At 75.5% G+C, this 13246-nt stretch carries 15 protein-coding genes; 7 read left to right on the forward strand and 8 right to left on the reverse strand.

Annotation, left to right across the window (positions count from 1 at the left end):
- Nucleotides 1-142 precede the first annotated feature (142 nt).
- Nucleotides 143-448, forward strand: coding sequence for a hypothetical protein (locus ABD994_RS14495; RefSeq protein ID WP_345415747.1), 306 nt, complete (start codon nt 143-145; stop codon nt 446-448).
- A 1-nt stretch (nt 449) separates the two neighbouring features.
- Here the strand turns inward: ABD994_RS14495 and tenA are convergent, their stop codons facing one another.
- Complete coding sequence (gene tenA, locus ABD994_RS14500) at nt 450-1112, reverse strand: thiaminase II (protein WP_345415750.1); 663 nt, start codon at nt 1110-1112, stop codon at nt 450-452.
- Between the two features lie 114 nt (nt 1113-1226).
- On the opposite strand from tenA, the gene ABD994_RS14505 reads away from it, so the two are divergent.
- Both ABD994_RS14505 and ABD994_RS14510 read left to right on the forward strand, forming a co-directional pair.
- On the forward strand, nt 1227-2855 hold the full coding sequence (locus tag ABD994_RS14505) for a purine-cytosine permease family protein (protein WP_345415753.1): 1629 nt from the start codon (nt 1227-1229) through the stop codon (nt 2853-2855).
- A gap of 118 nt (nt 2856-2973) precedes the next feature.
- Nucleotides 2974-3870, forward strand: coding sequence for a cobalamin biosynthesis protein (locus ABD994_RS14510; RefSeq protein ID WP_425550061.1), 897 nt, complete (start codon nt 2974-2976; stop codon nt 3868-3870).
- Here the strand turns inward: ABD994_RS14510 and ABD994_RS14515 are convergent.
- The 3 genes from ABD994_RS14515 to ABD994_RS14525 are packed head-to-tail and all read right to left on the reverse strand — an operon-like array spanning nt 3855 to nt 5971.
- The gene (locus ABD994_RS14515) at nt 3855-4694 is read right to left on the reverse strand and encodes an SURF1 family cytochrome oxidase biogenesis protein (RefSeq protein ID WP_345415756.1); all 840 of its coding nucleotides are present in this window, start codon (nt 4692-4694) and stop codon (nt 3855-3857) included. The two genes, ABD994_RS14510 and ABD994_RS14515, sit on opposite strands and share 16 nt — an antisense overlap.
- 9 nt (nt 4695-4703) lie before the next feature.
- A complete protein-coding gene (locus tag ABD994_RS14520; RefSeq protein WP_345416009.1) occupies nt 4704-5468 on the reverse strand; it encodes a fructosamine kinase family protein in 765 nt (254 codons plus the stop codon).
- 41 nt (nt 5469-5509) lie between these two features.
- Nucleotides 5510-5971 (reverse strand): low molecular weight protein-tyrosine-phosphatase, encoded by a 462-nt coding sequence (locus tag ABD994_RS14525; RefSeq protein WP_345416012.1) that lies wholly within the window; start codon nt 5969-5971, stop codon nt 5510-5512.
- A gap of 52 nt (nt 5972-6023) precedes the next feature.
- On the opposite strand from ABD994_RS14525, the gene ABD994_RS14530 reads away from it, so the two are divergent.
- From ABD994_RS14530 to ABD994_RS14540, 3 genes are read left to right on the forward strand one after another with little or no spacing between them, the layout of a single operon-like run.
- Nucleotides 6024-6863 (forward strand): Nif3-like dinuclear metal center hexameric protein, encoded by an 840-nt coding sequence (locus tag ABD994_RS14530; RefSeq protein WP_345415759.1) that lies wholly within the window; start codon nt 6024-6026, stop codon nt 6861-6863.
- Entirely contained in the window at nt 6860-7600 is a 741-nt protein-coding gene (locus ABD994_RS14535; RefSeq protein ID WP_345415762.1) for a zinc ribbon domain-containing protein, read from the forward strand. The genes ABD994_RS14530 and ABD994_RS14535 overlap by 4 nt, the downstream gene beginning before the upstream one ends.
- A complete protein-coding gene (locus ABD994_RS14540; RefSeq protein WP_345415765.1) occupies nt 7597-8262 on the forward strand; it encodes a histidine phosphatase family protein in 666 nt (221 codons plus the stop codon). Before ABD994_RS14535 ends, ABD994_RS14540 begins: the two co-directional genes overlap by 4 nt.
- Nucleotides 8263-8269: 7 nt before the next feature.
- On the opposite strand, the gene ABD994_RS14545 is transcribed toward ABD994_RS14540, so the two are convergent.
- Together ABD994_RS14545 and ABD994_RS14550 are read right to left on the reverse strand one after the other, a co-directional pair.
- Nucleotides 8270-9394: a DUF2332 domain-containing protein gene (locus ABD994_RS14545; RefSeq protein ID WP_345415768.1), complete on the reverse strand. Its 1125-nt coding sequence runs from the start codon at nt 9392-9394 to the stop codon at nt 8270-8272.
- A gap of 46 nt (nt 9395-9440) precedes the next feature.
- Nucleotides 9441-10292: an oxidoreductase gene (locus tag ABD994_RS14550; protein WP_345415771.1), complete on the reverse strand. Its 852-nt coding sequence runs from the start codon at nt 10290-10292 to the stop codon at nt 9441-9443.
- Between the two features lie 101 nt (nt 10293-10393).
- Here ABD994_RS14550 and ABD994_RS14555 point away from each other — a divergent pair, with 101 nt between their 5' ends.
- Nucleotides 10394-11275 (forward strand): helix-turn-helix transcriptional regulator, encoded by an 882-nt coding sequence (locus tag ABD994_RS14555; protein WP_345415774.1) that lies wholly within the window; start codon nt 10394-10396, stop codon nt 11273-11275.
- Here ABD994_RS14555 and ABD994_RS14560 read toward each other — a convergent pair.
- Nucleotides 11229-12470, reverse strand: coding sequence for an SLC13 family permease (locus tag ABD994_RS14560; protein ID WP_345415777.1), 1242 nt, complete (start codon nt 12468-12470; stop codon nt 11229-11231). The two genes, ABD994_RS14555 and ABD994_RS14560, sit on opposite strands and share 47 nt — an antisense overlap.
- Complete coding sequence (locus ABD994_RS14565) at nt 12467-13225, reverse strand: sulfite exporter TauE/SafE family protein (RefSeq protein ID WP_345415781.1); 759 nt, start codon at nt 13223-13225, stop codon at nt 12467-12469. The genes ABD994_RS14560 and ABD994_RS14565 overlap by 4 nt, the downstream gene beginning before the upstream one ends.
- Nucleotides 13226-13246 lie beyond the last annotated feature (21 nt).

The raw sequence follows: 13246 nt of genomic DNA on the forward strand, positions 1-13246 counted from the left end.
CGGCCGGGCGCTCGGGCCGGGCGGCGCGGGCGGCCGCGGCGCGCACGGCCCGGTCCTCGGAGGCCGCGCGGCAGGCGGCCCTGGCGCCCTCACGGGCCCGCCGCGGCACCGGACGGCGCGCGTCCTGATCTAGGGTCGGGACGTGCCGGTCTGGGAGTACGCGACGCTCGAGATCTCGGCGGTCGGTGCCGAGGACGCGGGGGCCGACCGGGGCGAGACCGCCGAGTGGCAGATCTACGCGATCGGGCCGGCGGGCGAGCTGATCCTCGAGGAGTTCCGCCCCTACCGGGTCGCGTGGGCGCGGGTGTACGCCGAGCAGCTCAACCGGCTGGGGCAGCAGGGCTGGGAGCTCGTCGGGTTCGCGGGCCCGCAGCCGGCGCCCGTGCCGATGGGCACCGCGCACCACGTCGTCGAGACGCGGTTCGTGCTGCGGCGCCCGGGGTCCTAGCTCAGACCGGCCACGTCTCCTGGCGCCACGCGGCGTCCCAGAACATCCACTCGTAGCGGCACGTCGTCACGAAGTGCTCCTGGACCCGCTCGCGCTCGGGCTCGGAGAGGGTCGGTCCGACGCGGTCGGTGAGGGCGAGGACGGCGTCGACGACCGCGCGGAACTCCTCCCCGCCGTACATCGCGATCCAGCGGGCGTAGAGGGGGTCGGGGGAGGACGCGGCGACGAGGGCCTCGCCGACCTCGGCGTAGATCCAGTAGCACGGCAGGACGGCGCCGAGGCCCTCGGCGAACGAGCCGCCGTGACAGGTGGCCAGCAGGTAGCTGGTGTACGCGGTCGTCGTGGGGGCGACGGGGACGGCGGCGGCCTCGGCGGCGCTCAGCCCCAGGGCGTCGGCCAGCCCGGCGTGCATGTCCTGCTCGGCGGCGATCGCGCCGGCCGCGTGCTGGGCGAACATCACCGTCTCGGCCTCGCCGGGCGCCCGGGCGCCCAGCAGGGCGAGCGCGCGGGCGTAGCCGCGCAGGTAGTGGGCGTCCTGCACGACGAAGTGGCGGAACGCCGCGTGCGGCAGCGTCCCGTCGGCGAGCCCGGCCAGGAACGGGTGCTCGCGGATCCGCGCGTAGACGTCGGCGCCGGCGTCCCACAGGTCCTCGGTGAATCGCACGGCGACCACCCAAGCACGCGTCCCGGTGTCGTAGCGGCCGCGTCATACCGACGTCACAGCGATGCCGCAGCGTTCCCGACGACCACACACGCACCCCACGCCCCGGGAGCCGCCTTGACCACCGAGCCCGCGACGAACGCCGCCGCGCCACCCGGGGACACCGCCACCCGCGAGAGCCTCGAGGACTACACGCTGCGGTTCGCCCCCCGCAGCTACCGGCGCTGGACGCCGTTCGTCGTCGGCGGGTCGGCCCTGGGCGGCATGGCCTACATGGCCGACTTCTCGATCGGCGCCGGCATCGGCCTGCAGCACGGGACGGGCAACGCGCTGTGGGGCATCGGCGTCGCGGCGCTGATCATCTTCGTCAGCGCCTTCCCGCTGGCCTACTACGGCGCGCGCTACAACCTCGACCTCGACCTCATCACGCGCGGCTCGGGCTTCGGCTACTACGGCTCGGTGATCACCGCGGTGATCTTCGCGAGCTTCACCTTCATCTTCTTCGCGCTCGAGGGCTCGATCATGGCCCAGGGGCTGCGGTTCGCGCTGTCGATCCCGCTGTGGCTTGGCTACCTGATCTCCACACTGATCATCATCCCGCTCGTCATCTACGGGATGAAGGCGCTGACCAAGCTCCAGACCTGGACCAACCCGCTCTGGGTCGTGCTCATCGTGGTGCCGCTGGTGTTCCTCGTCGCCGCCGACCCGGGGTCGATCGGACGCTTCCTCGCGCACCCGGGCACGGACGGCGCGGCGGTCAACCCTGCCTCGATCATGCTCGGCGCGGGCGTCGCGCTCGCGCTCATGGCGCAGATCGGCGAGCAGATCGACTACCTGCGCTTCATGCCGCCCAAGACCGCCGAGAACTCGCGCCAGTGGTGGACCGCGGTCGTGCTCGGCGGGCCGGGCTGGGTGTTCTTCGGCGCGGTCAAGCAGATCATCGGCGTCTTCCTCGCCGTGTACATCCTCGCCCGGGTGGGCGCCGAGGCCGCCGTCGAGCCGATCGAGCAGTTCAACGCCGCCCTCGGCGCGCTCTTCCCGACCTGGCTCGTGGTGACCCTCGCGCTGCTGCTCGTGGTGCTCAGCCAGGTCAAGATCAACGTGACGAACGCGTACTCCGGCTCCCTGGCCTGGACCAACGCGTTCACCCGCGTCACGAAGACCTACCCGGGCCGGATCACGTTCCTGTTCGTCAACCTGGGGATCGCGCTGATCCTCATGGAGGCGGACATGTTCAGCTTCCTCAACAACCTGCTGGGCTTCTACTCGAACTGCGCCATCGCCTGGGTGGTCACCGTCGCCACCGACATCGCGATCAACAAGTACCTGCTGAAGCTGTCGCCGAAGCGCCCGGAGTTCCGCCGCGGGATGCTGCACCCCTGGAACCCCGTCGGCGTCGTGTCGTTCCTCGCGGCGTCGCTGCTCTCGATCGCGGCGTACTTCGGGCTGCTCGGGGAGTTCCTGTCGTCGTACTCGACGCTCGTGGCGATCGTCGTCGCGGTGGTGCTGACCCCGCTGATCGCCGTCCTCACCCGCGGGCGCTTCTACCTGCGGCGCACCGACGACGGCATCGACGAGCCCTACCTCGACGACGACGGCAACCCGTCCGGGACGCCCTACCTCGACCAGGTCTCGGGGCAGCGCTTCGAGCGTCCGGACATGCTCGCCAGCCCGAAGGGCGGCTACGTCTCCTCGCTGTCGCTCTCGACCGACAAGTCCGGGGAGCACGTGCTGCCGCCGCAGTGAGATCGTCGGCGGCGTGCCGCCACGCCCTGTCCCGAGCGAGGGGCACCCTCGCTCGGGTAGACGGGCGAGGGGCGCCCCTCGCCGGAACGGCTCGCGGGCGGCCGGGCTCGCGCTCGGGGTGCTCGCCGACGCCCTGCTCGGCGACCCGCGCCGCGGCCACCCCGTGGCGGCGTTCGGGTCGGCCGCGGCGTGGCTCGAACGGTGCTGGTGGGCGGACCGTCGCGCGCCCGGCGTCGCGTACGCCGCCGTGCTGGTCGGCGGAGCCGTCGTGCTGGGGGCCGCGGCCGAGCGCGTCCGGCACCCCGCGGCGCACGCCGTGCTGACGGCGCTGGCCACGTGGACCGTCCTCGGCGGGACGTCGCTGGCGGGGGAGGGCGCGGCGATGGCCGCCTCGCTCGACGCCGGCGACGTCGCCGCCGCGCGGGAGCGCCTGCCCCACCTCTGCGGGCGCGACCCGTCCGCCCTCGACGCCGACGGGCTCGCGCGGGCAGCGCTGGAGTCTGTCGCCGAGAACACCGCCGACGCGGTGGTCGCGCCGCTGGTGTGGGGCGCGGCGGCCGGGATGCCGGGGCTCCTCGGGCACCGCGCGGTGAACACCCTCGACGCGATGGTGGGCCACCGCTCGCCGCGGCACGAGCGCTTCGGCTGGGCCTCCGCCCGCGCCGACGACGTGGCCGGCGTGGTGGCCGGGCGCGTGTCGGTGCTGGTCACGGGGCTGTGCGCGCCGGCGGTCGGCGGCCGGCCCGCGGCGGCGTGGCGGGCCTGGCGTCGCGACGCCCCCGCGCACCCGAGCCCCAACGCCGGGCCGGTCGAGGCATCCTTCGCGGGCGCGCTGGGCCTGCGCCTCGGCGGGCGGACCGTCTACCCGTACGGAGTGCAGGACCGTCCCGTCCTCGGCGACGGCCGCGCGCCCACCGTCGCCGACCTGCCCCGCGCCGTGCGCCTCTCCCGCGCCGTCGGGCTCGCGACGGCGTCCCTCGCGGTGCTCGCGGCGAGCGCTCAGCGCCGCCCGTAGCGATCGGCGAGCTTCGCCTCGGTGCTGGTGCGCGCGTCCCACGGGGTGCCGTCGGCGGCGTCGCGGGGGTCCTGGTCGTCGCGCTCGCGGTGGGGCTCGAGGCCGTGGGCGCGGCGCCACTCCAGGCGCGCGAAGTAGATCCACGCCCCGATCGCCATCAGCCCGAAGATCAGCCACTGCCAGGCGTAGGAGTACGACGGGTTCGGGTCCGGCGGGGGCAGCGGGACGGCGGTGAGCACGCCCGGCTGGTTCGGCAGCAGTTGCACGTAGCCCGGGCTGACGGCCACCCCGCCGGCGGCGGCGATCGTCGGGGCGTCGGCCGCGTAGACCTGTCGGTGCCCGTCGGCGACGATGGCGGGCCGGTCGGGCGCGCCCTCGTCGAGGCGCTGGTAGCCGGTGAGCGTCACCGTGCCGCCGGGGGCGGGCGCGATCGGCGGCAGCCCCCCGGTGTCGCCGGAGCGGACGTAGCCGCGGTCGACGAGCACGGTCTCCCCGGTGGTGGTCGCGAGCGGGGTCATGACCTCGGTGGCGGGGGAGCCCTCGATGCTGCGCAGCCGCACGAGCACCTCGCCCTCGGGCCGGTAGGTGCCGGTGACGGTGACCTGCCGCCACGCGATGTCGGCGGCCGGCTCGGTGCCGGGCGGGACCAGCCGGCCGCGCGGCACCGGCGCCGTCGTCACCGCCCGTTGCAGCGCCGCGTTGGTGCCGTCGCGCTCGTCGCTGCGGTGGAACTGCCAGGGCGCGAGCAGGTAGGCGCACGCGAACGCGAAGGCCACGACGGCGAGCGTCAGCGCGATCCACCCGGGCCGCAGCAGGAACCGCACGGCGCCAGGTTACGTCGCGAGACGCTCGCACACCGTGAGCGCCCGCGCGCCGTAGCCGCCCCCGAACAGCACGGTGTGCACGAGCAGCGGGAAGAGCTGGTGGAGCCCGACGCGGTCGCGCCGGCCGTCGGCCAACGGTGCGGCCTCGTCGTAGGCGGCGACGATCGTGTCCAGTTGTGGGGCGCCGAAGAGCGCGAGCATGGCCAGGTCGGTCTCGCGGTGCCCGCCGTGCGCAGCCGGGTCGATCACCCAGCCCTCGCCGCCGGACCACAGGACGTTGCCGCTCCACAGGTCGCCGTGCAGGCGGGCCGGCGGCTCGTCCGGGCCGGCGACGGCGTCGAACCGGGCGCAGGCGCGCTCCACCAGGGCCACGTCGTCGGCGGTGAAGGTGCCCTGGTCCCGGGCCCGCCGGGCGTAGGGCAGGACGCGGTGCTCGGCGTACCAGGCCGGCCAGCGCTCGCCGGTCGCGTTGACCATCCGCGCGTCGCCGATCCACGCCTCGACCGGGCCGCCGGGCGGCGGGGACCCGAACGCGGGCGCCCCCGCGGCGTGCATCGCGGCGAGCCCGCGCCCGAACCGCTCGGCCGCGGCGGCGTCCGCCCGGCCCGACGGCACCCGCGTCGACACCATCCGGCCCTCGGCCTCGCCGAGCACCTCGGGGACGCGGACCGCGCCCGGTTCCGCGAGCCAGCGCAGCCCGGCCGCCTCGGCCGCGACGGCCGAGGGCTCGCCGCCCTTGACGACGACGTCGGTGCCGTCGTCGAGGATCGTCATCGAGACGCCGCGGCCGCTCGCGGCCAGCAGGTCGTCGACCGTCACCGCCGGACCCGGTCGACCAGCCCGGGCATCGCGGCCTCGACCATCTCGATCACCTCGTCGAAGCCGTCCGGGCCGCCGTAGTACGGGTCGGGGACCTCGGCCCCGGCGGGCGCCGCGGGGTCGAACGCCCGGAGGAGCACCACGCGCTCGGGGTCGGCACCGGCGGCGACGAGGTCGCGGACGTGGTCCTCCGTCGCCGCCACGACCAGGTCCGCGCCCAGCTGCTCGCCGTCGATCCGGCGCGCGGTGTGGGTGGTGTCGTAGCCCCGCTCGCGCAGCGTCGCCGCCGCGCGCCGGTCCATCGGCTCGCCGGCGTGCCACGCCCCCACCCCGGCACTGGAGACCTCGACGGCGTCCTCCAGCCCGGCCTCGGCCAACCGGGCGCGGAAGACCTTCTCGGCGACCGGCGAGCGGCAGATGTTGCCCGAGCAGACGAAGACGACGTGCACGCCCACCATGATGAACGCCCGCACCGTGGCGCCACGGCGGCGGTGGGCAGAATGGACGTCCATGGTCACCGTCGCCGACGCCGTCGCCGCGCTGGAGGCCGCGTACCCCCCGGCGCTGGCCCAGGACTGGGACGCGGTGGGGCTCGCCGTCGGCGATCCGGCCGAGCCCGTCACGAGGGTGCTGGTCGCCGTCGACCCGCTGCCCGAGGTGATCGACGAGGCGGTCGCGACGGGCGCGCAGCTGCTGGTCACCCACCACCCGCTGCTGCTGCGCGGGGTGCACGGCGTGCCGACCACGGCGCCGAAGGGCTCGGCGGTCCACCGCCTCATCCGCGCCGGCACCGCCTTGTTCAGCGCCCACACCAACGCCGACGCGGCGAACCCCGGCGTCTCCGACGCGCTGGCCGAGGCGCTGGGCGTCACCGTCGAGCGGCCCCTCGCGCCCCAGGAGGACGGGACGGTCGGCATCGGCCGCATCGGCACGCTGCCCGAGCCCGAGACCCTCGCCGCCTTCACGCGCCGCGTGGCCGACGCCCTCCCACCGACCGCGTGGGGCGTACGCGCCGGCGGCGACCCGCAGCGGCAGATCCGGCGCGTCGCCGTCTCGGGCGGGGCGGGCGACTCGATGCTCCACCTGGCCCGCGCGGCCGGCGTCGACGTCTACGTGACCGCCGACCTGCGCCACCACCCCGCCACCGACCACCTCGCCGAACCCGGCGCCCCCGCGCTCGTCGACGTCGCCCACTGGGCCTCCGAGCACCCGTGGTGCGCCCAGGCCGCGGCCGTCCTCGCGGCCGCGGCGCCGGACGTGGAGATCACCGTCTCGACCGCCCGCACCGACGCGTGGAGCCTCGGCCACGCCTCTCGGGAACCCGCCGCACCAGGAGCCGTGATCTCGTGAAGGCCGACCCCACCGCGCAGCGCCGCCTGCTCGACCTCGCCGCGCTGGACGCCGAGCTCGCGCGGGCCCGGTACCGCCGCGGCTCGCTGCCGGAGCAGGCCGCGGTCGAGGCGGCCGAGGGCACGGTGCGCACCCACCGCGACGCGGTGGTGCGCGCGAAGACCTCGGTCAGCGACCTCGGCCGGGAGGTGGCAAAGCTCGAGCAGGAGGTCACGCAGGTCCGCACCCGCGAGGAGCGCGACCGCGGGCTGATGGACTCCGGGAGCGTGTCGGCCAAGCAGATGACCGACCTCTCCCACGAGCTCGAGACGCTCGCGCGCCGCCGCGGGGTCCTCGAGGACGAGCAGCTCGAGGTCATGGAGCGCCTCGACGCCGCGGAGACCGACCTGGCCCACGAGCAGGGTGAGCTCGAGACCGCCGAGACGACGCTGGCCGACGCCGTCGAGCGCCGCGACGGTGTGCTGGGCGACCTCGACGTACTCGAGCAGCGCCGCGGCGCCGAGCGCGAGCAGGTCGCCGCCGAGCTGCCCGGGGACCTCGTCGGGCTCTACGACCAGCTGCGCCAGCGCACCGGGACGGGCGCCGGCGAGCTGGTCGGCAACCGCTGCGGGGCGTGCCGGATGGAGATGGACCGCTCGGAGCTGCGCGACATCGCGGCCGCCGCGCCCGACGACGTCGTGCGGTGCGAGCAGTGCGGGGCGATCGTGGTGCGCACGGGGAAGGGGACGAACGCGTGAGCACCGCCGGCGCGTGGACCGGGCGCGGGAGCACCCCGCCGACCCGGGTCCTGCTGCTGCGCCACGGGCAGAGCCCGCTGTCGGTCCAGCGCCGCTACTCCGGGCGCGGCGACCCCGAGCTCACGCCCGACGGGCTCGAGCAGGCCGCCGCGGCGGCGACGGCGCTCGCGGCCCGCACCGTCACCACCGACGGCCACATCCGCGCGGTGATCAGCTCTCCGCTGCTGCGGGCCCGGCAGACCGCCGAGCCGGTCGCCGGGGTGCTGGGCCTCGGGGTCACCGTCGACGAGCGCTTCACCGAGACCGACTTCGGCACCTGGGAGGGCCTGACCTTCTCCGAGGCGGCGGCCCAGGACCCGGAGGTGCACCGCGCCTGGCTCGCCGACAGCTCGGTGGCCCCGCCGCGGGGCGAGAGCTTCGACCTCGTGGCGGGACGCGTGAACGCGGCACTCGACGACGTGCTGCGCCGCTGGCCGGGGCAGACGGTGGTGCTCGTCAGCCACGTGACGCCGATCAAGCTGATCCTGCGCCGGGCCCTCGACGCCGGCCCCGCGATGCTCTATCGCCTGCACCTCGACCTGGCGTGCCTGTCGATCGTCGAGTTCTGGCCCGACGGCGGCGCCTCGGTGCGCCTGGTGAACGACACGTCCTACCTGGCCTGACGCCCGCTCAGAACCACTCGAGCCAGGCGCCGCCGGGGTGGGCCAGGCCGAGCACCTCGCCGTCGGCGGTCCCGTCCGCGCGGACGGTCAGGTGCCCGACCACGCCGGTGACCCCGGCCCGGGTGGCCTCCAGGGCGCGCGACGGGACCGGGAGGCCCTGGGTGCTCTCGCGGCCCTGGGGCCCGAGCGGGACGAGCGGGTCGACCGAGATCCACACGACGTCGCGGCCGAGGGTGGTCAGGAGCCGGCGGAAGCGGGCGCGCCGGTCGTCGGTGAGGAAGACGTGGACGTAGGTGTCGACGAGGACGAGCAGCGCGTCGGCGGGGACGTCGGCGCAGACGGCGGCCAGGTCGTCGACGACGTCGGCGCGCACCGTCGTCGCGGGGTGTTCCCGGGCGACGGCGGTGGCCGCGGCGAAGCGGTCGACCGCCGAGGCCTCGGGCGGGATGCAGGCGGCGAGCCAGTCGCGGATGCGCGCGTCGTCGAGGTCGAGGGGCTCGACGTCGACGCCGACCCGCGTCGTGATCATCGGCATCCGGGCGGGCAGCGGGGCCGGCCGGCCGCGGAGCTCGGGGGCGATGGTCAGCGGGTTGTGGTCGTCACCGAGCGTGCGTCCCCGGAAGTCGTAGCGGTAGCGGTCGAGGTGCAGCCCGAGCCCGGCGCCGGTGCCGAGGTCGACCAGGGCGAGAGGGCGGTCGGCGTCGACCCCGAGGTGGCCCAGCACGGCGACGACGTCGGCGCTGCGGGCCACCTCGTTCATCTGGTAGCGGTGCTCGGCGCAGAGCTGGCCCAGCTCACCCGCGTGCTCGCGGGCGAACGCCGCCAGCGCCGGCCGGAACCCGTCGTCGAGGACGGGCTGGCCGGACCCGGGCGTCGGGAAGTAGCCCGCGAGCGGCTCGGGCCGCACCCGGTCGACGAGGGCACGGACGGCGGCGCTGAGCAGCAGGGGCGGCAGCCGATCGAGCGGGACGGCCGCGGCGAGCCCGAGCAGGTCGGGCTCGCCGGCGATCGTCCGGAACAGCTCGGCGGTCAGCGCCCAGGTCGGCGGCGCGTCGGGCGGGGACCAGCCCGCGGCGATGCCGAGCGCCTGCTCACGCACGCGGGCGCGGGCCTCGGCCTCGAGTGACGTCACGCGCCGTAGCGTGCCGAGGTCCGGGCCGCCCGCGCAACGCGACCCCTCAGATCGCGTCCAGCTCGGCGACGGCGTCGGCCGGCAGCGCGAGGTCGGCCGCGGCGAGGTTCTCCCGCAGGTGCGCCCGCGACGACGTGCCGGGGATGAGCAGCATCGTGGGGGAGCGCTGCAGCAGCCAGGCCAGCGCCGTCTGCTGCGGGGTCGCCCCGACGCGCTCGGCCACCCGCCCGAGCGTGTCGGACTGCAGCGGGCTGAACCCGCCGAGCGGGAAGAACGACGTGTAGGCGATGCCCTCGGCGGCGCAGTGGTCGACGAGGTCGTCGTCGGTGCGGTGCACGAGGTTGTAGTGGTTCTGCACGCAGACCACCGGGGCGATCTCCCGGGCCTCGGCGAGCTGTGCGGCCGAGACGTTGCTGACGCCGAGGTGGCGCACCAGCCCCTGCTCGCGCAGGTCGGCGAGGGTGCGGAAGGCCTCGCCGAGGGACTCGGAGTGGTCGTCGGAGACCCGCAGGTTGACGACGTCGAGGGCCTCGAGCCCGAGCCGGTCGAGGTTCTCGTGGACCTCGCGCACCACCTCGTCGGGCGACGTGTCGAGGTTCCAGGAGCCGTCCTCGCCGCGGCGGCACCCGACCTTGGTGACGATCCGCAGGTCGGCGGGGTAGGGGTGCAGGGCCTCGCGGACGATCTCGTTGACGACGAACGGGCCGTAGAAGTCGGAGGTGTCGATGTGCGTGACGCCGCGCTCGACGGCCTCGCGCAGCACGGCGACGGCCTCGTCGCGGTCGCGCGGCGGTCCCATGACGCCGGGGCCGGCGAGCTGCATGGTGCCGTAGCCCATGCGGGTGAGGACGAGGTCGTCGGCGAGGGTCAGGCGGTCGGTGAGCCCGGTCGTGGTCATGGCTCCACCGTGCCCGCCGCGTCGGGGGCGGGGGAGCGAGGGATCGTCCTGGTACAGCGCGTACCCCCCACGTCCCGGTGGCGCGGCGGATGATGGACGCCGTGAGCACCGGTGAGCTGGCGGCCGCCCTGCGGACGTGGCGCGACCGCACCCGTCCCGACGACGTCGGCATGTCCGTCAACGCGCCGCGGCGGGCGCCGGGGCTGCGCCGCGAGGAGCTCGCGCTGCTGGCGGGCATCTCGATCGACTACGTGGTGCGCCTCGAGCAGGGCCGCACCCGGACGCCGTCGGCGCAGGTCTGCGCGTCGCTGGCCCGGGCGCTGCGGCTCTCCGACGCCGAGCAGGCCCACCTGTTCCGCCTCGCCGGCCACGCCCCCGACCGCGGCCGGATCTCGCGTCGTATCCCGGCCGGCGTGCGCAAGATCCTGGACGCGGTGCACGACCCCGTCGGCGTCCTCGACGCGACCTGGACGCTGATCGCCTGGAACCCGCTGTACGCGGCGCTGATGGGCGACCCGAGTGCGCTGTCCGAGCGGCGGCGCAACACCCTGTGGCGCCTGTTCGTCGAGGGCGAGCCGGGCGATCGCGTCCGTCACACCCGCGACGAGCTCGACGCCCTGGCCCGCTCGCTCGTCGCCGACCTGCGCGGCAGCACGAGCCGCTACCCCCACGACCCGGAGCTCGCCCGGCTCGTCGAGGACCTCACCGCGGTGAGCACGGAGTTCGCCGCGATGTGGGACTCCGGGGTGATCGCGGGCCACCACCAGAGCCACAAGACGGTCGAGCACCCCGAGGTCGGCGCGGTCGAGCTGGACTGCGACACCCTCACCACCGCCGAGGACGACCTGCGCCTGCTGGTCTTCACCCCCGCGCCCGGCTCCGACGCCCGCAGCCGCCTGGACCTGCTCGGCGCGCTGGGCACCGAGACGATGGCGGTCAGCCCGTCAGCGTCAGGGTCAGCCACAGCGCCGCCACCGCGCTGACGACCCCCAGCGGCACCGTCGCGAGCCCCGCCACCGTGAACGTCCCCAGCGGGGCCGGGGTCTCGCGCGCGGCGAGGACCCGGCGCCAGAGCAGCGTCGCCAGCGAGCCGACGGGCGTCAGGTTGGGGCCGATGTTGACGCCGATGAGCACCGCGAGCACCGCGCCGGTCGCCGGCGTCGGCCCGAGCGCGGCGAGCAGGACGAGCGTCGCGGGCAGGTTGTTGACGACGTTGGCCAGCACCGCCGCGATGGCCGCCAGCCCGAGGAGGGCGGGGAACGAGGTGCCCGCCGGCAGCAGGCCGGCGACGAGGTCGCCGAGGCCGCGATCGGTCACCGCCGCCACCACGACCCCCAGGGCCAGGACGAACAGGCAGAAGAGGGGCGAGGCGGCGAGCAGCACGTCGAGGACGCGGGTGCGGCGGGTGGCGACGGTCCGCGCCGCCAGCACGAGCGCCCCGGCGACCGCCACCCACACCGGCTCGATCCCCAGCGGGGAGGACGCGGCGAATCCCGCCAGCGTCAGCGCGAGGACCGCGACGGCGAAGCGGGGGAGCGGGGGTTCCTCGGGCGCCGGCGGCTCCTCGGCCGGCGCCGCGAGATCGGTGCGGAAGACCAGCCGCAGCCCGACGTACTCGACGACCAGGACGGCCAGCTGCGGCAGCAGCATCAGCCCGGCGAAGCCGAGGAACGTCAGCCCGGTGGCCTTCAGCGCGAGCAGGTTGGTGAGGTTGGCGACCGGCAGCAGCAGCGAGCCGCTGTTGGCCAGGTGGGCGCAGGCGAAGGCGTGCGGGGCGGGGCGGGCGCCCAGCCGGCGGGCGGTGTCGAGGACCACCGGGGTCAGTAGCACCACCGTGGCGTCGAGGCTCAGCACCGCCGTCGTCACCGCGGCCGTGAGGAGGACCAGCAGGAACAGCCGTTGCGGTCGCCCTCGCGAGTGACGCGCGAGCTCGCCGCCGGCCCAGCGGAAGACGCCCTCGGCGTCGGCGAGGTGGGCGAGCACCAGCACGGCGGCGAGGAAGCCGACGGTCGGGCCGAGCTCGGCCACCTCGGCCCACGCGCGCTGCGGGGAGAGCAGCCCGACGGCGAGCACCACCACGGCCGCCGGGATCGCGGCCGACGCCTCGGGGAGGCCGCGTGGCCGCGTGACGGCGCCGACGAGGACGACCCCGAGCAGCGCGACCGCGAGGACCGTCACCGCAGGAAGAGGTAGATCGCCACCGCGACCCCGAGCACCACGACGCTCCAGCGCAGGACGCCGTCGGGCATCTTCTTGGCGACGGTCATGCCGAGGTAGCCGCCGATCAGCGTCGTCGGGGCGAGGAGGAGCACGGCGAACCAGTCGACGGGCGCGAACAGCGCGAAGAGGATCACCGTGACCGTGCTGGTCACCAGCGAGAGCAGCACCTTGATCGCGTTGAGCCGCTGCAGGGTGTCGTGGGCGAGCAGGGAGAGCACGGCGATGAGCACGACGCCCAGCGCGCCGCCGAAGTAGCCGCCGTAGACCGCGGCGAGGAAGATCGTCGGGATCAGGACCTTCGGGTTGTCGGCGGTCCGCTCCGTGCTGCCGGTCCAGCGCTTGATCCAGGGCTGCGCCCCGAGCGTGAGGCTCGCGAGCAGCACGAGCACGGGCACGACGGCGTCGAACACCGACTGCGGCAGGATCAGCAGCAGCGCGCAGCCCACCGCCGAGCCGAGCGCGGCCACGATGCTCGTGGTGATCGCCCGTCGTCGCTGGCCCCGCAGGTCACCGCGGGCGTTGACCGTCGAACCGGCGTAGCCGGGCCACTGCGCGACCGAGTTGGTGACGTTCGCCGGCAGCGGCGGCAGGCCCGTCGCGAGCAGCGCGGGGAAGACGATCAGCGACCCGCCCCCGGCGACCGCGTTCACCGCACCGGCGACGAGCCCCAGCACGGCGAGCAGCACGATCTGGAGCACCGACGGGTCCGACACGATGCGCGACGCTAACGGTCG

The sequence above is a fragment of the Actinomycetospora chlora genome (assembly GCF_039542135.1).
Taxonomy (GTDB): Bacteria; Actinomycetota; Actinomycetes; order Mycobacteriales; family Pseudonocardiaceae; genus Actinomycetospora; species Actinomycetospora chlora.

Bases quoted from the DNA above. Each gene is read 5' to 3' on its own strand.
- ABD994_RS14530 (WP_345415759.1), top strand. From the start codon at position 6,024: ATGGTCACCGTCGCCGACGCCGTCGCCGCGCTGGAGGCCGCGTACCCC.
- ABD994_RS14520 (WP_345416009.1), bottom strand. From the start codon at position 5,468: ATGACGATCCTCGACGACGGCACCGACGTCGTCGTCAAGGGCGGCGAG.
- ABD994_RS14550 (WP_345415771.1), bottom strand. From the start codon at position 10,292: ATGACCACGACCGGGCTCACCGACCGCCTGACCCTCGCCGACGACCTC.
- ABD994_RS14525 (WP_345416012.1), bottom strand. From the start codon at position 5,971: ATGGTGGGCGTGCACGTCGTCTTCGTCTGCTCGGGCAACATCTGCCGC.